The following is a 23,096-nucleotide window of genomic DNA, read 5'->3' on the forward strand; positions in this document are numbered from 1 at the left end:
ACTGAGGAAGGGAGTGGCTGTATGAAAAAGGCTTGGTGGAAGGAAGCGGTTGTGTACCAAATTTATCCCCGCAGTTTTAAAGATTCAAATGGCGACGGAATCGGGGATATTCAAGGTATCAGATCAAAGCTTTCCTACATAAAAGAGCTGGGCGCCGATGTCATCTGGATTTGCCCTTTGTATGATTCGCCCAATGCGGATAACGGCTATGATATCAGGGATTATAAAAACATATTAAGCGATTTCGGCACCATGGCTGATTTCGACGAGCTGCTCCATGACATTCATAAGCTGGGCATGAAGATGATAATGGATCTTGTCGTGAACCATACAAGTGACGAACACCCGTGGTTCATTGAATCCCGTTCATCCATACACTCGGAAAAACGCGACTGGTATATTTGGAAGGACGGCAAAAGCGGAAAAGCGCCAAATAATTGGGAAAGTATTTTCGGTGGGCCGGCTTGGGAGTATGATCAAAAGACAAGCCAGTATTATCTTCATCTTTTTGATCAAAAACAGCCTGATTTGAACTGGGAGAATGAAAAGGTGAGAAATGCCGTTTATGACATGGTGAATTGGTGGCTTGACAAAGGTATTGATGGATTTCGGGTCGATGCCATTACTCATATTAAGAAAAAAGAAGGGCTTCCCGATATGCCGAATCCAAAAGGATTGGATGTCGTTCCCTCTTTCCCCTATCACATGAATGTTGACGGCATAATGGATTTGTTAACAGAGCTGAAAGAAAACACATTTTCCCGCTATCCGATTATGACAGTCGGTGAGGCAAATGGTGTCTCTGCAAAGGAAGCGGATGATTGGGCTGGAGAAAAAAACGGCATCTTCAGCATGATTTTTCAATTTGAGCATCTCGGGCTGTGGGATGTAGAGGTCAATGAGAGCATTGATATCGTTTCCTTCAAACGAATTTTAACAGACTGGCAGGACAGTCTTGAAGGGATCGGCTGGAATGCTTTGTTTATGGAGAATCACGATCAGCCCCGTTCAGTTTCTGTGTGGGGAGACGACGGCGTGTATCTGAAAGAAAGTGCAAAAGCGCTTGCTGCTGTTTATTTTCTCATGAAGGGCACACCGTTTATTTATCAGGGACAGGAACTCGGCATGACGAACGTGGCGTTTCCGTCTATTGCTGACTATGATGATGTCGCAATGAAGCGCCTGTATGAAATAGAAAGGGCGAAAGGCGCTTCACACGAGGACGTGATGAAGATGGTCTGGAAAAAGGGACGGGACAATTCACGAACGCCGATGCAATGGAATGCTGATCCATACGCCGGATTCTCTGATGCCAAACCGTGGATCGGAATCAATGAAAATTACAAATGGCTGAATGCCGAGGCGCAAAAAAACGACCCAACATCCGTATACCACTTTTACAAAAGCTTGGTCAAGCTGCGCCAAACATACGATGTTTTTATCAACGGAATATACGAGCTCATTTTACCGGAAGATCAGCAAATCTTTGCGTATCTGCGAAAAAACGAGAGCGATACTGCCCTGATTACGGCCAACCTGACAGGAACGCCGGCCTTTTTCAAGCACGCCGGGCTGCCGTTGTCATCAGACGCACTTGTATTGTCAAATGTTGAAACAGAGCCGCATCAGCACATGACTTCAGTACTGTTAAAGCCATATGAAGCAAGGATATATGTATGGCGCTAACTCCAGCGAGAGACTGGAGTTTTTTGTTTTTATCACGTTTATGTGAGCGGCTTAACAGGAAAAAAAGAACACAGAACGAATTAGCAAATAGAGCGGATAAATGAAAGGAGAAACAAATGCTGAAAACATTGCAAATCAAAACGACCAAACGAGATGAAATGATTGAGATCACACGCGAGGCGGAAGCATTTCTTCAAGAAACAGGGGTGACGAGCGGCGCGGCGCTGATTTATTGTCCGCATACGACAGCGGGCATTACAATTAATGAAAATGCCGATCCAGACGTCAAAAAAGATATGCTCAGAAGGTTTGATGAGGTGTATCCGTGGGAGCACGAGCTGGACCGCCATATGGAGGGCAATACAGCTGCGCACATGAAATCGAGTACGGTCGGAGCCTCACAGCATGTCATTATTGAAAACGGCCGGCTGATTCTTGGAACGTGGCAGGGCATCTATTTCTGCGAATTCGACGGCCCTCGCCATCGAACATGCTATATCAAAATCATGGGGTAACAGGAGGGTTTTCATGACCGAATGGATGAAATTATTATCGCTGACAAAACCTGTAATTCAGGCGCCGATGGCAGGCGGGCTTGTCACGCCTGTCCTGGCAGCTGCTGTGTCAAATGAAGGTGCGCTTGGCAGCTTGGCGTCCGGATATCTCAGTTCCGACATGCTCGAAAAGCAAATCGTTGACATGCAGCAGCTGACTGACGGAGCATTTCAGGTGAATGTGTTTGTTCCGGAAAGCAGAAAAGAACCGGATGAGGGCAATATTCAAACTTGGAAAAACAGAATCCCGTTTGCCGAACAGGCCCCTCCATTTTCTTCAGAGGAAGAAGAATGGGAGGATTTCCATAAAAAAATAAGCATCATTCTCAAACACAATGTAAGAGCCTGTTCATTTACGTTCGGCATTCCGCCGGATGAAACCATTCAAGCGTTAAAGAAAAATGGCTGCTGTCTCATTGGTACGGCTACTGTCCCGCAGGAAGCCATCATGCTTGAAGAACGCGGAATGGACATCATCGTACTGCAAGGAAGCGAAGCGGGCGGCCATCGCGGTTCCTTTCTGCCGGTCAGCAGGGAAGCCGCACTAGGCCTCATGTCGCTGATTCCCCAGGCGGCAGATGCCGTTTCCGTTCCGGTTATCGCGGCAGGCGGAATTGCCGACCGGCGCGGCGTTCAAGCCGCTCATTGTCTCGGAGCCCAAGGCGTACAGGTTGGGACGCCATTTCTCATGTGTGAGCAATGCGAAGCATCAGAAACGTACAAAGGCGAGTTAAAAAGAGCGCGGGGAACAGACACGCGCTTGACCTCATTGTTTTCAGGTAAGCCTGCAAGGGGTATAGTCAATCAATGGATGAAAGAGCAGCAAGCTGAGGAGGCAAACGCGCTTCCTTATCCATTGCAAAACACGTTAACAAAGCCGATGAGAAAACAAGCAGCCAGAGAAAAAGATTCCGGGTACATGTCTCTGTGGGCCGGGCAATCTGTCGGCATGCTTAACGGGACCGCTGATGTGAAGTCACTGTTAGCCGAGCTTTGTCGAACGTAACTTGATAAATAGAGGTGACAGATGATGAACATTCTTCAATATTCTTATAAAAAAAGAGGGAAAATTGAGTTTGTATTTGAAGACTGGCCTCACTCAAAAGTTACAATGGCCCCTATCAAAGGCTACTATTTTGTCCGCTTTATCAAATGGAGCAGTCTAGATCCAATCGTGACAAGAAACGACCTTGAAAAAATGGAGTGGGCTGCGAACCAGTATTTAGGCACAGCCCCTTTTTATCGAAAACGAAAAGCGTTTGAAACCCCATCGTCCTGGAAATAGGCGATGGGGCTTTTTAGCGTACGATGCGGTAAAGAGACGGAACATCCAGTCTCGTCGCCTGAGACAGAAGATAAGCTGACTGTACGGCTCCTTTTTTTCGAAAAGAATTCAGCTTGTCGATAATTTGCTGTCCGCTTAAGATTCCAAGGCCATGGGCAAAAAATTTATCTTCTTCCAGTAAAATCACATTTTCGCCTCTCCATTGCGCTTTTTGCGGATCAAATTCAGGGTTTTTAAAATACAGACAATCTCCAAGGAAATAGTGATGGCCTGTTTCTGTGTATATGGGCAATTTCTCATAATGCCAGTCGTATAAAATAATTCTGTCAAAGCTGGCATCAAATTTTTCCTCTCCGATTGTATCGATCAAAGCCAAATAATAAATAACAACAATTGCGGTTGCGCATTCAAACGCGTAAAACGGGCCGTTTTCAGCAATGTCCCGAATCGCTTTTGAAGGCGGCATTCTGTATTTCAGCTCCAAGGCGCCTTCCGGTGAAACCCTCCAATACGCTGTATTTCCGTATGTTTTTAAAAAAGTGGCGAACTTCGCTCCGCTTTTGTGCAGCGTTTTTGCCGCTGCAACGATATTCATCCGCAGGTTCAGCTCAAACATCAGTTCGGCAATTGAATGATAATCAAACTGGACAGGCGTCTCAATCATCTCTTTTAACAGCGGATTCAAATGCTCATCAATCTGCCAGTTTTCAATATCTTGGGGACGGAGCAATTGTCCGGATACAATAATCATCTTTAGCCCCCCTTGTTTTTTATAAGATATGCAAAGGGCTTGGGCAATGAAAGCGAAAAACAGAAGACAGCTGAAAAAGAACTTCTTCCATTTTTATTTTAAAACTTTTTTAAGCAGCCGATATATACTGTATCAAACCCGAAGGAGAAACTGGACATGAAGACTTTTATCAATTGGCTGAAAAAACCGTCTATCTCAAGAAAATTAATCGTGTCATTTATTGCGATTCTTATTATCCCTATTCTAATATTGGAATTCAGTTCTTACCGAAGCGCCAGCGGCAAGCTTGATCAGGAAATTATGGGAAATGCGAAAAACAGTGTCGATACATTTAATACCACTGTTACAAATGACCTGGGAGCAAAAGCGAAAGGAGTCACTTTTTTTAGTGAATCTCTTAAAAGCTCCGCATTTAAAGGAAAGACTAATCAAGAAGAGCTCAAAGCGAAGTTTTCACAATATATCTCTATCAATGAAGGGGTAGCCAGAATTTATGGAGGCGCGGAAAACGGCACCTACATCCAAGCGCCCAATGAAAAATTGCCGGAAGGATACGATCCGAGACAACGCCCTTGGTACCAAGATGCGATGAAGGCCGGCGGTGAAATTGTTGTGACAGATCCTTACGTGGCAGCGAGTGACGGAAGCATGGTTATTACCATTGCCCAGGAGTTGAAGGATGGATCCGGCGTTGTCGCCATGGATATCACCATTGACAAATTGTTAGAACAGATGAAACAAATCAAGGTCGGCGAAGAAGGCTATGTGTTCATTGCGACGAAAAACAAAACCTACGTCGCTCATCAGAACCATAAGGCGGGGGAAAAGCTCTCAGGCGATTGGGTTGCCAAAATGTACGCCGATAACAGCGGTGATTTCAAGTACACTCTGAATAACGAAGATAAAAAGATGTCATATACAACAAATGAACTGACTGGATGGAAAATAGCCGGCACAATGTATATGGATGAAATCAAGGATGCCTCTAAATCTGTGCTGATCACAGGCATGATCGTGCTGATTGCTTCCATTGTGATAGGCGGGTTTTTAATTCTGTTTATCGTTCGATCGATTACAAAACCGTTAAAACGTCTCGTCCAATCATCGAAAACGATCAGCAGCGGGGATCTGACAGAAACGATCGACATCCGTTCGAAGGATGAGCTTGGAGAGCTTGGGGAAAGTTTCAATGAAATGGGACAATCTCTTCGCTCACTGATCAGCGCGATTCAAGACTCGGTGAACAATGTGGCCGCATCGTCCGAACAGCTTACCGCATCTGCCGGACAGACGAGCAAAGCCACCGAGAATATCACAATGGCGATTGAGCAGTTCTCAAACGGAAACGAGGAGCAAAGCGAAAAGGTTGAATCCAGCTCTCATCAGCTGAACTTAATGAATGGAGACCTTCAGCATGTCTCAGAAACATCATCAGACATTACAAAGGCGTCTATCCAATCAACGGAAATCGCCGGAACAGGTGAAAAGTTTGTCCAGCAGACAGTCGGGCAAATGAACTCGATTAATCAATCGGTTCAGCAGGCTGAAGCTGTGGTCAAAGGCTTAGAAGGAAAATCAAAAGACATCACAAGTATTTTGAGAGTCATCAACGGCATCGCTGACCAAACAAACTTGCTGGCATTAAACGCAGCCATTGAAGCGGCGCGTGCCGGGGAATCAGGACGCGGCTTCTCTGTCGTAGCGGAGGAAGTGCGCAAACTGGCTGTTCAATCAGCCGATTCAGCAAAAGAAATCGAAAAGCTGATCCAAGAAATCGTAGCAGAAATCGAAACCTCCCTTCACATGTTTAAAGAGGTCAATCAGGAAGTGCAGTCCGGACTTGTTGTCACAGACAATACAAAAGAAAGCTTTCAGAGCATTTTCAGCATGACAAACGAAATCGCGGGTAAATTGCAGACGATGAATTCCACCGTCGAACAGCTGTCGGACCGTTCAAAGCATGTTTCAACTGCCGTCAGCGACATTGCCGATGTGTCGAAAGAAAGCTCGGCAAGCATCCAAGACATTGCCGCCTCAGCTGAGGAGCAGCTTGCTTCTATGGAAGAAATCAGTTCATCAGCGACCACTCTAGCGCAGATGGCAGAAGAGCTTCGTGATCTGACAAAGCAATTCAAAATCGAATAAAAGAAGAAAAACAGCGCTTATTCAGGCGCTGTTTTTTCGTGCGGTAAATAATAAAAAAGTACTAGTGAACACAGTGAATTTAGAACTATTTTTCACTTTTTCCTTCATTTTCAATGTAATATAAAGGAATTTTATCCGATATAATTTGTAAATTATTGAAAGAGGGTTCGAAAAGAAATGAAAAAAACACTCACTACGATTCGCAGGTCATCAATTGCCAGGAGACTTATTATTTCTTTCCTGCTGATCTTAATTGTTCCTATTACCGCCCTTTCGGTAAGCGCTTATCAATCAGCAGTTGCCTCTCTTGATATCCAGATGACGCAAAGCGCAAAGGAAAACGTTCAAATATTAGATCATATCATTGATGATAAAATCAGCACGACTGAAAAAAGCCTCGCGTTTTTCAGCGATTGGGCGACAGCAGATAAATTTAAAGATAAAAAGAAAACAGAGCTAAAAAAGGAATTTAAACAATTTATCCAAATGAATGACAATGTCGCTGCGGTGTTTTCCAGCAGCAAAGACGGGGATTTCACACGTTATCCATACGCAGACATGCCGAGTGACTTTCGTGCTTTGGAACGAGACTGGTACAAAGAAGCGATAGCCAATAAAGGCAAAACAATCGTCACTGAACCTTATGAATCGATTTCCTCAGGAAAAATGGTCGTCACCATCGCCCGCCAGACGGAGGATGGATCAGGCGTTGTCGCCATTGATATGAAAATTGATGACCTGGTCACAACAGCGAAAGAAATCAATATCGGAAAAGAAGGTTATGCTTTTATCTTAAGCCAAAACAAAAAAGTCATCGCCTACTCCGGAGAAAAAGCGGGAACAGAGTTAAAAGGGGACTGGGTTGATAAACTCTACACGAATAAAAGCGGCGACTTTGAGTATACGTACAATGGCAAAGAGAAGAAAATGGTGTTTGCCACAAGCGAAACAACAGGCTGGAAAATCAGCGGCACGATGTATGCGGACGAGATCCACGATGCTGCAAGCAGAGTTCTGATCATGGCTTCAATCGTACTGGCGATTGCCATCGCAGCCGGAATGACGGCGATTTACTTTGTGATTCGGTCCATCACAAAGCCTTTGAGACACATTGTCGCATCAGCTGAAAAAATAAGTAAAGGCGATCTAACCGAAACAATAGAAATCAAATCAAAAGATGAACTTGGCGTTCTGAGCCAGAGCTTCAATCATATGGCACAATCGCTCCGCTCTCTCATTCAAGGAATCAAAGACTCGGTAGATCATGTTGCTTCATCATCAGAGGAACTGACTGCATCCGCCGACCAGACAAGCAAGGCAACTGAGAATATTACCATGGCCATTGAGCAATTTTCAAACGGCAGTGAGAGCCAAAGCGGTAAAATTGAGACGACAACCAAACAAATTAATGAAATGAACGATGGATTAGCTGAACTGGCGCAGGCTGCCGTGGTAATTACAGAAACATCCGCAGACTCGACAGAACTATCAAACAAGGGTGAGACACTCGTCCGGAAAACGGCCGGCCAAATGAATACGATTGATCACTCTGTGAAAGAAGCGGAACTAGTGGTGAAAGGGCTAGAAATCAAATCGAAGGATATCACGAATATTTTACGTGTCATTAACGGCATTGCGGATCAAACCAACCTTTTGGCTTTAAATGCCGCCATTGAAGCCGCAAGAGCCGGGGAATACGGACGAGGCTTCTCGGTCGTCGCTGAAGAAGTGAGGAAACTAGCGGTACAGTCAGCTGACTCGGCAAAAGAAATTGAAACACTGATCATCGATATTGTGAAAGAAATTCATACATCATTGGACGTACTCCAGTCTGTAAATAAAGAAGTTGAAACAGGGCTTGTCATCACGGATGAAACACAACAAAGCTTCAAAGATATTTCGCACATGACCAAAGAAATTGCTTCAACTCTGCAAAACATGAATGCGACGGTTGAGGAGCTGTCAGCGGGAGCTCAAGAAATTTCCGCTGCTTCAAATGATATCACAGCAATTTCTAAAGAAAGCTCAGACGGCATTCAGGATATCGCCGCTTCAGCCGAGGAACAGCTGGCATCCATGGAGGAGATCAGTTCATCAGCACAGACGCTTGAAAGAATGTCTGAAGAACTTCGTGACCTGACAAAACGATTTAAGGTGGATGAAAAACAGGTCTAAATAACTATATGATGATGGGTGATTAGTTACTTTTGTTAAATTTCTTCTTTTTTACTGTATATATTTACCCATTCCTGCCGATATGAAGGGTAGCATAAAAAAGGAGAAATGAATGATGAAAAAAATACTCCAACTCATAAAACAAAGATCAATTACACGGAAGCTTCTCGTTTCCTTTCTGTCGATCCTCATTATACCGGTTGTCATATTGGCGGCGATTGCGTATCAAACGGCAAGCAGCTCACTCGACAGACAGATGATGGGGAGCGCATTAGAAAATGTACAGCAGTTAAACGAAATTATCAATACCAGTATCGGAGAAAAAGAAGACAGCGCCGCTTACTTCAGCGAATGGCTGACAAAACAAAAATACGATGCAAAAAGCAATGCAAACATTAAAGAGAAATTCTCACAGTATATCAAAATCAATAAAGATATAGAATCTATTTATACGAGTGATAAAGACGGTCACTTTACCCGTTATCCGGATCTGCAGATGCCGAGCGATTATAATCCGGTTGAACGTGACTGGTACAAAAAAGCGGTTGCGAATAAAGGAAAAGTTGTTGTGACGGATCCTTATAAAACAGCCTCTACGAACACAATGGTTGTGACAATCGCCCAGCAGACAAAAGATGGTTCAGGCGTTATCGCAATCAACATGACGATTGAAAATCTGCTGAAAACAACCGAAAAAGTCAACATCGGCAAACATGGCTACGCATTTATTATGTCAAAGGACAAAACAGTTGTCGCCCATCCCAATAAAACCGCGGGAACTGAATTGAAAGGCGACTATCTTGAGAAGATGCTGAATGCCGATAAAGGCGATTTTCAATACACCATGGACGGCGATAAGAAAAAAATGGCCTTTGATACGAATAAGTTAACGGGATGGAAAATCGGGGGCACCATGTATTTGGATGAAATTCATGAGGCAGCCCAGCCGGTCCTTCACCTTGCTTTAATTGTCTTGGCTGCAGCTATTATCATAGGGATTATCGTCATGACATTTGTCATTCGGTCGATTACAACGCCGCTGAAACAGCTTGTGGGCTCCTCTAAGCGGATCAGCGAGGGAGATTTGACGGAAACCATTGATATCCGTTCAAAAGATGAATTGGGCGAACTCGGCAAAAGCTTTAATAATATGGCGTCGTCACTGCGTTCTCTCATACACGCCATCCAAGATTCAGTAGATAACGTTGCCGCTTCCTCTGAGGAGCTGACTGCATCAGCCGGACAAACGAGCAAAGCAACAGAGCATATTACATTGGCAATTGAACAATTTTCTAACGGCAATGAAAAACAAAACGAAAACATTGAAACGGCAGCAGAGCACATTTATCAAATGAATGACGGTTTGATAAATATGGCCCAAGCTTCTGAAGTCATCACAGATTCATCTGTTCAATCGACAGAAATCGCAAGCGAAGGCGGCAAGCTTGTTCATCAAACTGTCGGCCAAATGAACGTCATTGATAAGTCCGTTAAAGAAGCCGAACAAGTCGTACGCGGATTGGAAACGAAATCGAAAGATATCACCAATATTTTGCGTGTGATTAACGGCATCGCTGACCAGACGAACCTGCTGGCATTAAACGCAGCGATTGAAGCAGCGCGCGCAGGGGAATACGGCCGCGGCTTCTCCGTTGTAGCGGAAGAAGTGAGAAAACTGGCAGTTCAATCAGCAGATTCAGCAAAAGAGATTGAAGGATTAATCATCGAAATTGTGAAGGAAATCAATACATCTCTCGGCATGTTCCAGTCTGTCAATCAAGAGGTGCAGACAGGTCTGGATATTACAGATAAAACAGAAATGAGCTTTACTCGCATTTCTGAAATGACGAACCAAATCGCCGGCGAACTGCAAAACATGAGTGCGACGGTGCAGCAGCTTTCTGCCAGCTCCGAGGAAGTCTCGGGAGCGTCCGAGCACATTGCATCGATTTCAAAAGAAAGCTCAGCTCATATCCAAGATATCGCGGCGTCAGCCGAAGAGCAGCTTGCTTCGATGGAAGAAATCAGCTCGTCAGCAGAAACCCTTTCGTCTATGGCGGAAGAGCTTCGCGATATGACCAGTCGATTCAAAATTGAATAATAAGCCAAAACACCCAAGTCTCTGTGCTTGGGTGTTTTTTTTAGTTTTTTTATTAAACCTTTTATCCTGGTTTGACGATATTAGTTTTAGCTTAAAGGAGGAGTCAACAAGAATGGGAAAATTTACACAGTGGATCAAACAGCCATCAATCAGCAAACCGCTTATCGCTGCGTTTCTGGCAGTGCTTATTTTGCCGGTTGGGGTATTAGCATATTTCAGTTATCAATCAGCATGGAACGCACTAGACAGTGAACTGGCGAATAGTGCAATAGGGAACGTTGAAGAACTCAACAGCACGCTGCAAAACAAATTGAATCATAAGGTAACAGCACTTGATTATTACAGTGAGACGATCGATAAAAATTTATTGCAAGACAAAAATAAAGCCTCACTGAATGAGAAATTTAAGCAGTATACAACATTGAATACCGATGTAGGTGCCATCTATGCGGCTTCAGAAAATAAAAAGCTTTACAAATATCCTGAAGGCGGCGTGCCAAAGGGCTTTGATCCGACAGAGCGTGACTGGTACAAACAAGCCGTTGCAAAAAAAGGACAGGCTGTTTTCTCTGAGCCGTATACTGACAAAGCGACAGGGGATACCGTTATTACCATCTCAAAGCAAACAAAAGATGGTTCAGGGGTCATAGCGCTTGATTTAAATCTGGATGAAGTGCTATCCGCTTCACAGAGAATCAAAATCGGTAAAGAAGGCTTCGCGTTTATCACAACAGGAAACAAAAAATATATCGCCCACCCAACGATTAAGCCTGGAACCAATGGATCCGGCGATTGGACAAACGAAGTGTATTCCAAAGAAAAAGGGTCATTTCAATATACTTTTGAAGGCAAAGAAAAGAAAATGGCGTTTACGACCAATAAGCTGACAGGCTGGAAAATTGCGGGCACCTATTTTGTCAGTGAATTGCAAGATGCTTCAAGTCCGGTACTGAACACAGCCGTTATTATTCTATGCGTATCAATTGTGATCGGCGGCATACTTATTCTCTTTATTATCCGTGCCATCACCAAGCCGTTAAGAATACTGGTCTCAACATCTGCGAAAATCAGCAGCGGAGATCTGACAGAATCCATTGACATTCACTCGAAAAACGAGTTTGGGCAGCTTGGCAAAAGCTTTAACGAAATGTCTGCCTCATTGCGTTCTGTCATTGGTGTCATTCAAACGTCTGTAGAAAACGTGGCATCATCTTCTGAAGAGCTGACGGCAAGCGCGGCCCAGACGAGCAAGGCAACTGAACATATTACACTCGCCATTGAACAGTTCTCAGATGGCAACGAGGCGCAAAGCGAGAAACTGGAGACAAGCTCAGACCATCTTTCCCAAATGAACCACGGGATTTCAAAAGTGGCTCAGGCCTCTTCAACCATTACGAAGTCATCGATACAGTCCTCTGAGGCGGCGGGCAGCGGAGAGAAACTGGTCGAGCATACAGTCGGACAAATGAAAACAATCGACCAATCCGTTCAAAAAGCGGAAGCGGTTGTGAAGGGTCTTGAAACAAAATCGCAAGACATCACAAGCATCTTGAATGTGATTAACGGCATTGCTGATCAAACCAATTTGCTGGCATTAAATGCTGCGATTGAAGCAGCAAGAGCAGGTGAATACGGAAGAGGCTTCTCAGTAGTTGCGGAAGAGGTCAGAAAACTTGCCGTACAATCAGCAGGCTCCGCCAAGGAAATTGAAGGGTTAATTCAAGAGATTGTCAGAGAAATCAGCACTTCGCTGTCGATGTTCCAATCTGTGAATCATGAAGTGAAGGAAGGCTTGCAGATTACTGATCAAACAGCGGAAAGCTTTAAACAAATTTACGAGATGACAACCCAAATTTCCGGCGAATTGCAAAACCTGAACGCGACGGTTGAACAGCTGTCAGCAGGATCACAGGAAGTGTCAAGTGCGGTTGAAGACATTTCCGGAGTGGCGAAAGAAAGCTCAGCAGGCATTCAAGACATCGCAGCTTCGGCGGAAGAACAGCTTGCGTCCATGGAAGAAATCAGCTCATCAGCTGAGACGTTGGCAAACATGGCGGAAGAACTTCAGGACATCACGAAGAAATTTAAAATTGAATGATAATAATGGAAAGAGAAAGCGGCATCAGCTGCTTTCTCTTTTTATTAAAAAACAAAATAAACAAATATAATTCAAAAATAAACAAAGATCATATATAATGAAACCGGATACAAATAAAAGGGAACGGAGGAATATCAAATATGGTGAAACATGTATGGGATTCAGAGTATGCTGCACAGCTGCCGAAAGGTGTAGAAGAATTGGTGTACAGGTCCAATCTGATCGGATCCGATCGCACTGTCTGCAACTGGGGCGGCGGAAATACGTCTATGAAAACAACGGAAAAGGATTTCAGAGGCCGTGAAACAGAAGTGATGTGGGTGAAAGGAAGCGGCTCGGATTTGGCCACAATGAAAGCGCATAACTTTACCGGTTTGAAATTAGATGACATCCGCCCGCTGATTGAAAGGGATCAAATGTCAGATGAAGAAATGGTAGACTACTTGTCTCATTGTATGATAGACAGCAAACATCCCCGCCCTTCAATTGAAACGCTGTTACACGCTTTTCTGCCATACACTCATATTGACCATACCCATCCCGATGCGATTATCAGCATATGCTGCGCTGATAATGGAAAACAAATCGCTGAAGACATATACGGAAACCGGTTTGTATGGGTGCCATACGTACGCCCCGGATTTACTTTATCTAAAATGATCGCTGAAGGCGTAGCGAGCAATCCCGACGCTGAGCTTGTGTTAATGGAGAAACACGGCTTAGTCACTTGGGGAGAGACGTCTGAACAATGTTATGAAAAAACGATATCTATCATCCAAGAAGCCAAGCAGTACATTAATGGCCGTGTCAATCAACATGAGATATTCGGAGGCAAAAGATATCAGCCGCTGCCGGAAGATCAAAGAAAACAAATCTTGGCAGGCATCATGCCTGTAATCAGAGGCGTTGTAAGTGAAGAGAAGAAAATGATCCTTTCCTATGATGATCATGACGATGTCTTAGAATTTGTAAACAGTGTTCAAGCGCCATCGCTCTCGCAAATTGGTGCGGCATGCCCGGATCACCTTGTTCATACAAAGCGGGTTCCGCTGTACATTGAGTGGAATCCGGAAACTCAAGATGTGCATAAGCTGGCGGATCTGATCAAGTCAGGAGTCGAGCGTTTTTCATCAGATTATCAGGCTTACTTTACACGCCATCAGCAGGATGGAGATCAAATCTTCGAATCAGCCCCGCGGGTGATATTGATTCCTGGCATCGGAATGGTGAGTACGGGGAAAAGTGATGCCATGTCTAAAGTGAGCGGCGCTTTATACCGAAGGGCTATCGCTGTTATGAAAGGGTCAACAGCTCTGGGGCACTTTGTTTCTTTGAATGAAAATGAATCCTATCATGTCGAATATTGGCCGCTCGAATTATATAAGCTCACGCTGGCTCCGCCGGAAGCAGAATTTTCCCGTAAAGTAGCGTTCGTCACAGGAGGAGCCGGCGGAATCGGAAGTGCAGCATGCCGCCGCTTTGCAGCTGAAGGAGGGCACGTGATCGCAGCGGATCTTAATATAGAAGGCGCGCAGAAAATTGCCGGGGAAATAAACGATGCATACGGAGAAGGGCGGGCAATGGCTGTCAAAATGGACGTGACAAAGGAAGAGGAAGTAAAGTCAGCCTTTGAACAAGCGGCTCTTGCTTACGGCGGAATTGATATCGTCGTGAATAATGCCGGGCTGGCCACATCAAGCCCATTTGACGAAACAAGTTTAAAAGAATGGAATCTTAATATGAATGTATTAGGAACAGGCTACTTCCTTGTGGCACGTGAAGCGTTTAAACAAATGAAACAGCAAAACAGAGACGGAAGCATGGTGTTTGTCGGATCAAAAAATTCTGTTTATGCGGGCAAAAACGCCGCTGCCTATAGCTCGGTAAAAGCGCTTGAAACCCATTTGGCAAGGTGTATCGCAGCAGAAGGCGGAGAATATGGCATTCGGGTCAACTCCGTTTTGCCTGATGCGGTTCTTCAAGGATCGGCAATCTGGGGGTCAAGCTGGCGGGAGGAACGGGCCGCGGCGTATGGGATTGAACCAGAGCAGCTTGAGGAACATTATCGGAAACGCACAGCTCTGCTCGTCAATATTTACCCGCAGGACATTGCTGAAGCCATCGCATTCTTCGCTTCTTCTAAAGCCGGAAAAACCACGGGCTGCATGATCACGGTAGACGGCGGCGTCCCTGCTGCGTTCACGCGTTAGAAGTATGCTATGATAGAAAAACAATAAGACGGATTACGATATGAGGAAGGGCGTTACCAATGCTAGTAGCAGAACGGCAGCAAAAAATAGTGGAAATAGTGAATATGCGTTCAAGTATCCGCGTATCCGAATTAAGTGACATATTTTCTGTCACAGAAGAAACCATTCGGCGCGATCTTGAGAAGCTTGAGAGAGAACATAAACTGAGCCGGAGCCACGGAGGAGCGGTCAGTATTGAACAGCAGAAATCAGAAGTTCATTTTTCTGAACGGGAAATCACAAATGTCATAGAAAAAAAAGCCATTGCTCACGAAGCGGTCAAATATGTAAACAGCGGAGACCGAATCATTCTTGATGCAAGCACTACCGCCTGGTACATGGCGAAAATACTCCCGGATATTGAGCTCACCGTCATTACAAACTCAATGAAGGCAGCTATTGAACTCAGCAATAAAGAACACATCTCAGTCATTTCAACAGGAGGGATTTTGCTGGAAAAATCATTATCGTTTGCCGGACCGTTGGCTGAGCGTTCGCTTGAGACCTATCATGTCAATAAAACCTTTCTGTCCTGTAAAGGCTTTGATATCAACAACGGGATGAGTGACTCAAACGAGTGGCAGGCGCTGCTCAAAAAACGGATGATCGAAAGGTCTGATCAGACCATTTTGATGGCCGATTCAAGCAAATGGGGGAACCGTGAGTTTTCACATATTGCCTCGCTGCAGGATATCAGCCGCCTTATTACTGATTCTGGACTTGATCCGGTATCGGTAAAAGCGCTTGAAGACAAAGAGGTGAAAGTAACAGCTGTTCCCCTTCCGAAGAGAGGGTGAAAGAATGATTTATACTGCCATTGATATAGGCGCGTCAAGCGGGAGGGTCATGGTAGGTGAGCTGAAGGAAGGAAAGCTTGAAGTACAAGAGATTCACAGATTCGCTAACAGATTCATTCAAAGAGACGGACATTGCTATTGGGATATTGACCGTTTGCTAAAACAAATCCTGCAAGGGCTTCAAAAGGTCAAAGAGCTAGGGTATGAACGATGCACCGTCGGAATTGACACATGGGCGGTTGATTATGCCTTACTGGACGAAAAAGGAAACCGTTTGCGAGAAGTGATGTCCTACCGGGATAGAAGAACAGATCACACGATAGGCAAACTGGAACAAACCCTGTCAAAAGACACAATCTATCGAAAAACAGGAATACAATTTCAGCCTTTTAACACGATTTATCAATTGTATGAAGAAGACCGCGAGCTGCTGAAAACGACAGACAAAATGATGCTGGTTCCCGATTATTTAGGCTATTGTCTAACCGGAAAAGCGGTGACAGAAATCACAAATGCGTCGACAACACAGCTTCTCAATGTTTCAACCGGAAAGCTTGACCTTGAATTGCTCAAAGCCGTGTCTGTTCACGAACATCAATTTGCGCCGCTGACTGAACCGGGGTGTGAGCTCGGGATGCTGAGAAATGATTGGTTCCCGGATTATGACCTGCCGGCTTGCAAGGTGATAACAGTCGCAACGCATGACACTGCCTCGGCCGTCATCGCGGCGCCAGGCGTAAGCGATAGCTGGGCGTATATCAGCAGCGGAACATGGTCGTTAATCGGGGTTGAAAACAAAACGCCGATATTAACTCAACAGGCTTTGAAAAACAACTATACAAATGAACGCGGCGCAAACAGCACCATTCGCTTTCTTAAAAACATTATCGGCATGTGGGTGATACAAGAAGTAAAACAGCAATTACAAACGAATTACTCTTTTCAGCAGCTTGCAGAGGAAGGCCTAAAAACAGAACCATTCCAGCAATTTATCAACTTAAATGATGAACGTTTCCTGAATCCAGACAGCATGATAGAGGAAATCCAACATTATTGCAGAGAAACCCGCCAAAAGATCCCCCGTACTGCAGGTGAACTTGCCTGCTGCATCTACACCAATTTAGCCATCATCTATGCGATAGCCATCAAAGAGCTGGAAACGATCACGGAAAAACCGATTCAGAAGCTCCATATCATCGGCGGCGGAGCCCGGAATGATTTCTTAAATCAATTAACGGCAAACATGAGCGGAAAAGCGGTATACGCAGGGCCCATAGAGGCAACCGCCATCGGAAATCTGCTGATGCAAATGATTGCTGCCAAAGAAGTCAAAGACATAACAGCAGCTCGGCAAGCTGTCAGAGATTCCTTACCGATCAAAGTGTTTACACCTAAAGACATTGACAGAAGCACGATCATTCAGTCATTTCAGCAAACTGTTTTGAAAGCGCTATCTAAAAGGTGAAGAGGTGATCAGGTTTGAAAAGAAAAGCCAGTATCATGTTTGTCCGCCAAGACAAGTACGAGGAATACAAACAGCGGCATGATGACATTTGGCCAGAAATGGAAGAAGCACTCAAAGCTCACGGAGCGCACCATTATTCCATTTTTTTAGACGAGGAAACAGGCCGGTTATTTGCTTATTTAGAAATAGAAGATGAAGAAAAGTGGAGAAAGATGGCGGATACAGAAGTTTGCCGGAGATGGTGGAAATCGATGGCGCCATTCATGAAAACAAATCCAGATTTCAGTCCTGTTTCGATAGATCTTAAGGAAGTTTTTTATTTGGATTAAAAAAACGAAAAAGGGAGAGAGCCGCATGACCATAAAAGCCAATTATAACAATGCAAAACAGGCATATGAAAAATGGGGAATTGATGTTGAAGAGGCGCTTCGGCAATTAAAGCAAGTGCCCATTTCAATCCACTGCTGGCAGGGTGACGATATTGAAGGCTTTGAAGTAAATAAAGGCGAGCTTTCAGGCGGAATTGACGTGACCGGCAATTATCCCGGAAAAGCGCAAACCCCTGAAGAATTAAGAAGAGATTTGGAGAAGGCTCTTTCTCTCATTCCGGGAAAGCACCGCGTGAACCTGCATGCGATATACGCAGAAACAAACGGGGAAGCGGCAGAACGGGATGAATTGAAGCCGCATCATTTTGAAAACTGGGTGAAATGGGCGAAAGATCTCGGTCTCGGTTTAGATTTTAATCCGACCTTGTTTTCGCATGAGAAAGCGGCTGACGGACTCACCCTTTCACACCCCGACCCGAACGTCAGGGAATTTTGGATCAGGCATTGCATCGCGTGCCGCCGTATTGGGGAATACTTCGGGAAAGAACTAGGAACACCTTGCTTGACGAATATTTGGATTCCCGACGGCTATAAGGATATCCCGAGTGACAGGCTGACACCGCGTATAAGATTAAAAGAATCACTGGATCGGATCTTCGCAGTGGAGATCAGTGAACAACACAATCTTGATTCAGTCGAAAGCAAGCTGTTCGGACTTGGTTCCGAATCATATGTTGTCGGCTCTCATGAATTTTATTTGGCTTACGCTTTGACGAATCAAAAGCTTTGTTTGCTGGATACAGGCCATTATCACCCGACTGAAACGGTGTCAAACAAGATTTCGTCCATGCTGCTTTATACAGACAAACTCGCCTTGCACGTGTCCCGGCCCGTTCGCTGGGATAGCGACCATGTTGTGATTTTAGATGATGAATTGAGAGAAATCGCGCTTGAAATTGTACGCAATCAGGCTCTCGAGAAGGTAGCTATCGGTCTGGACTTTTTCGATGCCAGCATTAACCGTGTTGCCGCCTGGACCATCGGAACGAGAAATATGATCAAAGCTTTATTGTATGCATTGCTTCTCCCGAACGACTATTTAAAACAATTACAGGAAGAGGGCCGATTTACAGAAAGGCTGGCGCTGATGGAGGAATTTAAAACATATCCTTTCGGGGCCGTCTGGGATTCCTACTGTGAGCAAATGGGCGTGCCGGTAAAAGAGGAATGGCTCCATGACATAAAAAATTATGAACAACAGGTGCTTTTAAAAAGGAAGGCGTCTTCTCCGATTGTCTAATAAAAAATCCGCCGCGGCATTGGCACGCGGGCGGATTTTTTTACGCTTGATCAGCAGGGTATACAATCCCCATCTGCTTTCTTGCTTCTTCCATGATTTTGGCGGTGATCAAAGACCGTTCAAATGTATTGTCTTCAGATTCCGGCTTGTTCTCTTTTATGAGCGTGACAAATTCTTCTATTTCGTAGAACATCGCCGGTTTAGGATCATGAATCGAAATGTTTTCCAGACGGCCGTCTCGATAGCGGATTTCCACTCGTTCAGGCTGCTGAATTGTATCGATTACAATCGTCCCGTCTTCACCCTGAATTTCCGCCGGAGCATAGGAAGTAGAGATTTTAGAATGCATCAGAACGGCTTCGAACCCGTCGTAAGACAGAATGACGGTCCCCTCTCCATCTACTCCGGAAGATAAAGCATATCCGTTCGCCTTCACGTCCTGCGGTTCGCCAAATAGCACGACAGCAGGATAAATACAATAAACGCCGATATCCATTAATGACCCGTTGGAAAGCTCAGGCTTAAATGCGTTCAAGACGGTTCCGTTTCTAAACGCGTCATACCGTGAGGAGTACTGGCAGTAGCTTGCGGTAAATCTGCGGACGGTTCCGATTTTATGTAAGTGTTTCTTCAGCTCTTTGAAGTTTGGCAGGAAAGTGGTCTTCAGCGCTTCCATGAGGACAACGCCGTTTTCCTGAGCTGCTGTAATCATCTGTTCCGTTTCTTTCGTATTTGAAGCAAACGGCTTCTCGCAAAGCACATGCTTGCCATGGTTCATAAAGAGAACGGCCTGCTCCTTGTGAAGAGCATTGGGACTGGCTATGTATACAGCATCAAAGCAATCGCTTGCCGCCATTTCCTGTAGGTTTGAGAAGATGTGCTCAGCGCCGTGTTTAGCGGCAAACTCGGCAGCGCGTTCAACTGATCTCGAATAAACAGCTGTCAGCTGAACATCTTTTATTTCCGCTGCTGACTCAAGAAAGCGGTCTGTAATCCAGTTTGTTCCTACTATGGCAAAACGTATCATTCTTATCGCTCCTTTTGCATGATATAGCTAAATTATAGCTCAAAAAGGAGAAAAGCACATGATAGAACAAACCACATGCCAGCGATTAACGGTTTTTATTTTTCATTATAGGGACGATAGTGTACAATTTAATTAAACTATGTATGACGGAGGAACGATAGTGGAGATGTTGCAAACATGGAGCGGCAGATTTAAACAATTCTTCTTGGACAATAAGTTTGTTTTATTTTTGCTTGTGCTGCTGCTGATTGGTTTAAATATTCTCGTTTTTACAAAAACATCATTTATTTTCACCCCGATTATAGTTCTTCTCAAAACAATTTCACTGCCGATTATTTTAACAGGGATTGTTTTTTATCTGTTAAACCCAATCGTTGATTTCCTTGAGAGAAGAAGAGTAAGAAGAATCTATACGATTTTCCTGTTATATCTACTGATTATCGGACTGATCACGATCACGATCGTGTCCATCATCCCCTTTTTAAAAGAACAAATTATGAGTTTGATTGACAATATCCCGAGATATGTGGATATCGTTGAAAGTCAGACGAAACAGCTGATCGGCAGCAACTTCGTCAATCAGGCCCAGCAAACGATGAACATCAATATATCTGATCTTGCAACAAAGATTTCAGATCAGGCGGCTACGATTGTGAACAGTACTTTCACCGGTGTTGGGAATTTTATCGGTGCTCTGACTGAGGTTATTATTTCGATTGTCACGGTTCCGTTTATTCTTTTCTATTTATTAAAAGATGGAAAGAAGTTGCCGGTCTATATACTGAAGTTTGTGCCGACACGATTAAAAGAACAGACATACACAGTCTTAAGCGAAATGAATCATCGGTTAAGCTCTTATATCAGAGGCCAGATCATTGTCAGCTTCTGTATCGGGTTTTTGCTGTTTATCGGTTATTTGATTATCGGGCTGGATTATGCTTCATTGCTTGCCATCATTGCGGCTTGTACTAGCATCGTTCCGTATTTAGGGCCGACGATTGCCATTACGCCAGCGATTATCATCGCCATAGTGACATCACCGCTCATGCTGCTTAAGCTGGTGATCGTATGGACAATTGTTCAGCTGATCGAAGGGAAGCTGATCTCTCCACAAATTATGGGGAAAAACCTTCACATCCACCCCATTACGATTATTTTTCTGCTGTTAACAGCCGGTAAGCTGTTTGGTGTTGTTGGAATCATTCTTGCCATTCCGGGCTATGCAGTTGCTAAAGTCATTACGACACATTTATTTGACTGGTTTAAAATGCGGTCACATTTATACGACGAAGAAAAAAATGAAAATACGTCAGGGCATAAAGTGTGATTTTCGTTTATAGTTATATAAGACGGGCTTTCCATTTATGGAAAGCTTCCGTTATGTAAAAAATAAATGTCTAATGGGGAGAATCAAATCATGACTCTATGGGAATTGTTTGTAGCTGCCATCTTAGGGATCGTAGAAGGATTAACAGAGTACGCGCCGGTTTCTTCGACAGGACATATGATCATAGTAGACGATATCTGGCTTAAATCAAGCAATCTGATGTCAGAAGAAGCTGCCAACTCATTCAAAGTGGTGATTCAGCTTGGTTCTATTTTAGCAGTGGCCATCGTGTTTAAAGACCGGATTTTGAATTTGCTCGGCCTGAAAAAGAATATTACCAGCGACCAGAAGCAGGGACATAAATTAAGCATTGCACAAATTGCAGTCGGACTTGTGCCTGCAGCTGTTCTCGGCTTTTTGTTTGAGGATTACATTGATGAATATTTATTTTCTGTTCAAACTGTAGCCGTGGGTTTAATCGCCGGGGCAGTCCTGATGCTTTTTGCTGATTGGGTGAATAAACGGAAAGTTGCAACAGACACCCTCGACCGCATTTCCTATAAGCAGGCGATAGGAGTCGGCTTATTTCAATGTCTTGCCCTGTGGCCGGGTTTCTCGCGTTCCGGTTCAACCATTTCCGGAGGCGTTATTCTTGGATTGAACCATCGCGCGGCAGCCGACTTTACGTTTATTATGGCGATGCCGATCATGATGGGAGCAAGCTTTTTAAGCCTTGTGAAGCACTGGGACAGTTTAAGCTCGGATCTGTTGCCGTTTTTCATCGTCGGCTTTATCTGCGCCTTTGTTGTCGCGCTGTTTGTCGTCCGTTTCTTCTTAAAACTGATTAACAAAATCAAACTCGTCCCCTTTGCAATCTACCGAATCATCCTCGGTGTGATTTTACTTTTAATCATGATGTAAACCCAAAAATAAGGCTCTTCCGGAGCCTTATTTTTTCTGACATTTCAAGAGGGAACAGCTTGTTTTTCAAAAAAAAATCATCTATAATAAATATGACGTTACATACGGGGCCATAGCTCAGCTGGGAGAGCGCTACACTGGCAGTGTAGAGGTCAGGGGTTCGAGCCCCCTTGGCTCCATACCTTTAAACCCTTATTCTATAAGGGTTTTTTTGTTTGTTTTTGAGGAAAAGGTTCGTTCGCTGAACTTTTGTTGAACATGTCACGACAGGATTTTCCGGTGAACTTTAAAATGGTCGCCTGAGGGAGTAAGCAGGGACTCATAAGTGGAGTTTTAGCCCGCTTTGGCTCAAAATTACGATATCGGGCAAAAGCTGTTCAGGCTTTCGTTTTTATACTTGAAATTTCTGTAATTGACAAAACCTAATCGGTTAGGAATATATGATCACTTTTTCACATATTTAAATTAATATCATTTCCCATGATAGAGAGAGTATTAGAATGAAAGCTAATGGCATGCAAAATCTATTAGCTTCTTTTGTTTTTAAAAATGATGTGTTTCGTATGCATTTATAGGAAGGAATGACAACATGAAGACAAAACACTGTTGGATGATTTCTTTGCTCGCTGTTTTAGCTGTCGGGCTGGGATTAATGTCTAACACGGCATTGTCGCCAGTTCAAGGCCTTGTTCAGAAGACGATCGGAGGGACTTCAGATCAGTGAATCCAATAGTAATCGGCAATATGGCCTTTGCATTATTTTTGTCGGCAGGTCCGCTGCTGAGAAAAAAATTCGGCGCCTGTCCGATCTATCTAGCTCTGCAAGATTCTATGATGCTTCCTTATCATGATTTCTTTTGTCCTGAGTGTCCTGCTCAAACGCCGC

The 23,096-nt window shown here is 44.3% G+C and carries 17 protein-coding genes, 1 tRNA gene and 1 pseudogene; 17 read left to right on the forward strand and 2 right to left on the reverse strand.

Going from position 1 to position 23,096, the window contains the following annotated elements; all coding sequences use genetic code 11:
• Positions 1-21 precede the first annotated feature (21 nt).
• From V6D44_RS10320 to V6D44_RS10335, 4 genes are all read left to right on the forward strand, one after another.
• A complete protein-coding gene (locus V6D44_RS10320; RefSeq protein ID WP_253268519.1) occupies positions 22-1,686 on the forward strand; it encodes a glycoside hydrolase family 13 protein in 1,665 nt (554 codons plus the stop codon).
• A 116-nt stretch (positions 1,687-1,802) separates the two neighbouring features.
• The gene (locus tag V6D44_RS10325) at positions 1,803-2,201 is read left to right on the forward strand and encodes a secondary thiamine-phosphate synthase enzyme YjbQ (protein ID WP_087993372.1); all 399 of its coding nucleotides are present in this window, start codon (positions 1,803-1,805) and stop codon (positions 2,199-2,201) included.
• Positions 2,202-2,214: 13 nt separating this feature from the next.
• A complete protein-coding gene (locus V6D44_RS10330; RefSeq protein ID WP_087993371.1) occupies positions 2,215-3,246 on the forward strand; it encodes a nitronate monooxygenase in 1,032 nt (343 codons plus the stop codon).
• 24 nt (positions 3,247-3,270) lie between these two features.
• Positions 3,271-3,525 (forward strand): hypothetical protein, encoded by a 255-nt coding sequence (locus V6D44_RS10335; RefSeq protein ID WP_087993408.1) that lies wholly within the window; start codon positions 3,271-3,273, stop codon positions 3,523-3,525.
• 13 nt (positions 3,526-3,538) lie between these two features.
• Here the strand turns inward: V6D44_RS10335 and V6D44_RS10340 are convergent, their stop codons facing one another.
• Positions 3,539-4,276, reverse strand: coding sequence for a protein-glutamine gamma-glutamyltransferase (locus V6D44_RS10340; protein ID WP_202328155.1), 738 nt, complete (start codon positions 4,274-4,276; stop codon positions 3,539-3,541).
• 156 nt (positions 4,277-4,432) lie between these two features.
• Here V6D44_RS10340 and mcpB point away from each other — a divergent pair, with 156 nt between their 5' ends.
• The 9 genes from mcpB to rhaA all read left to right on the forward strand — a co-directional run bounded on the left by mcpB (position 4,433) and on the right by rhaA (position 18,935).
• Complete coding sequence (mcpB, locus tag V6D44_RS10345) at positions 4,433-6,421, forward strand: methyl-accepting chemotaxis protein McpB (protein WP_333516469.1); 1,989 nt, start codon at positions 4,433-4,435, stop codon at positions 6,419-6,421.
• 177 nt (positions 6,422-6,598) lie between these two features.
• Complete coding sequence (gene tlpB, locus V6D44_RS10350; protein WP_087993368.1) at positions 6,599-8,596, forward strand: methyl-accepting chemotaxis protein TlpB; 1,998 nt, start codon at positions 6,599-6,601, stop codon at positions 8,594-8,596.
• Between the two features lie 115 nt (positions 8,597-8,711).
• The gene (gene mcpA / locus V6D44_RS10355) at positions 8,712-10,697 is read left to right on the forward strand and encodes a methyl-accepting chemotaxis protein (RefSeq protein ID WP_087993367.1); all 1,986 of its coding nucleotides are present in this window, start codon (positions 8,712-8,714) and stop codon (positions 10,695-10,697) included.
• Between the two features lie 112 nt (positions 10,698-10,809).
• Complete coding sequence (tlpB, locus tag V6D44_RS10360; RefSeq protein ID WP_333516470.1) at positions 10,810-12,795, forward strand: methyl-accepting chemotaxis protein TlpB; 1,986 nt, start codon at positions 10,810-10,812, stop codon at positions 12,793-12,795.
• A 140-nt stretch (positions 12,796-12,935) separates the two neighbouring features.
• Entirely contained in the window at positions 12,936-15,005 is a 2,070-nt protein-coding gene (locus tag V6D44_RS10365; protein WP_333516471.1) for a bifunctional aldolase/short-chain dehydrogenase, read from the forward strand.
• A gap of 59 nt (positions 15,006-15,064) precedes the next feature.
• Positions 15,065-15,841 carry a rhamnose catabolism operon transcriptional regulator RhaR gene (gene rhaR / locus V6D44_RS10370; RefSeq protein ID WP_333516472.1) on the forward strand — a complete coding sequence of 259 codons (777 nt, stop codon included), beginning with the start codon at positions 15,065-15,067 and terminating at the stop codon, positions 15,839-15,841.
• A gap of 4 nt (positions 15,842-15,845) precedes the next feature.
• On the forward strand, positions 15,846-17,306 hold the full coding sequence (rhaB, locus tag V6D44_RS10375) for a rhamnulokinase (RefSeq protein WP_087993363.1): 1,461 nt from the start codon (positions 15,846-15,848) through the stop codon (positions 17,304-17,306).
• A gap of 14 nt (positions 17,307-17,320) precedes the next feature.
• Positions 17,321-17,635 carry an L-rhamnose mutarotase gene (gene rhaM, locus V6D44_RS10380; RefSeq protein ID WP_087993362.1) on the forward strand — a complete coding sequence of 105 codons (315 nt, stop codon included), beginning with the start codon at positions 17,321-17,323 and terminating at the stop codon, positions 17,633-17,635.
• A gap of 25 nt (positions 17,636-17,660) precedes the next feature.
• A complete protein-coding gene (gene rhaA, locus V6D44_RS10385; RefSeq protein ID WP_253268516.1) occupies positions 17,661-18,935 on the forward strand; it encodes an L-rhamnose isomerase in 1,275 nt (424 codons plus the stop codon).
• Positions 18,936-18,975: 40 nt separating this feature from the next.
• Here rhaA and V6D44_RS10390 read toward each other — a convergent pair whose 3' ends face one another.
• Positions 18,976-19,962 carry a Gfo/Idh/MocA family protein gene (locus V6D44_RS10390; RefSeq protein ID WP_087993360.1) on the reverse strand — a complete coding sequence of 329 codons (987 nt, stop codon included), beginning with the start codon at positions 19,960-19,962 and terminating at the stop codon, positions 18,976-18,978.
• A gap of 160 nt (positions 19,963-20,122) precedes the next feature.
• Between V6D44_RS10390 and V6D44_RS10395 the strand changes: the two genes are divergently transcribed.
• From V6D44_RS10395 to V6D44_RS10410, 4 genes and pseudogenes are all read left to right on the forward strand, one after another.
• Complete coding sequence (locus tag V6D44_RS10395) at positions 20,123-21,289, forward strand: AI-2E family transporter (protein ID WP_087993359.1); 1,167 nt, start codon at positions 20,123-20,125, stop codon at positions 21,287-21,289.
• A 90-nt stretch (positions 21,290-21,379) separates the two neighbouring features.
• Positions 21,380-22,210 carry an undecaprenyl-diphosphate phosphatase gene (locus V6D44_RS10400; protein WP_087993358.1) on the forward strand — a complete coding sequence of 277 codons (831 nt, stop codon included), beginning with the start codon at positions 21,380-21,382 and terminating at the stop codon, positions 22,208-22,210.
• 106 nt (positions 22,211-22,316) lie between these two features.
• A tRNA-Ala gene (locus V6D44_RS10405) sits at positions 22,317-22,389 on the forward strand.
• Positions 22,390-22,799: 410 nt separating this feature from the next.
• Positions 22,800-23,029, forward strand: a pseudogene (locus V6D44_RS10410) (MFS transporter); the annotation flags it as partial.
• Positions 23,030-23,096 lie beyond the last annotated feature (67 nt).

The sequence above is a fragment of the Bacillus sp. 0209A genome, from assembly GCF_036765095.1.
In the GTDB taxonomy this organism is placed as follows: Bacteria; Bacillota; Bacilli; order Bacillales; family Bacillaceae; genus Bacillus; species Bacillus subtilis_G.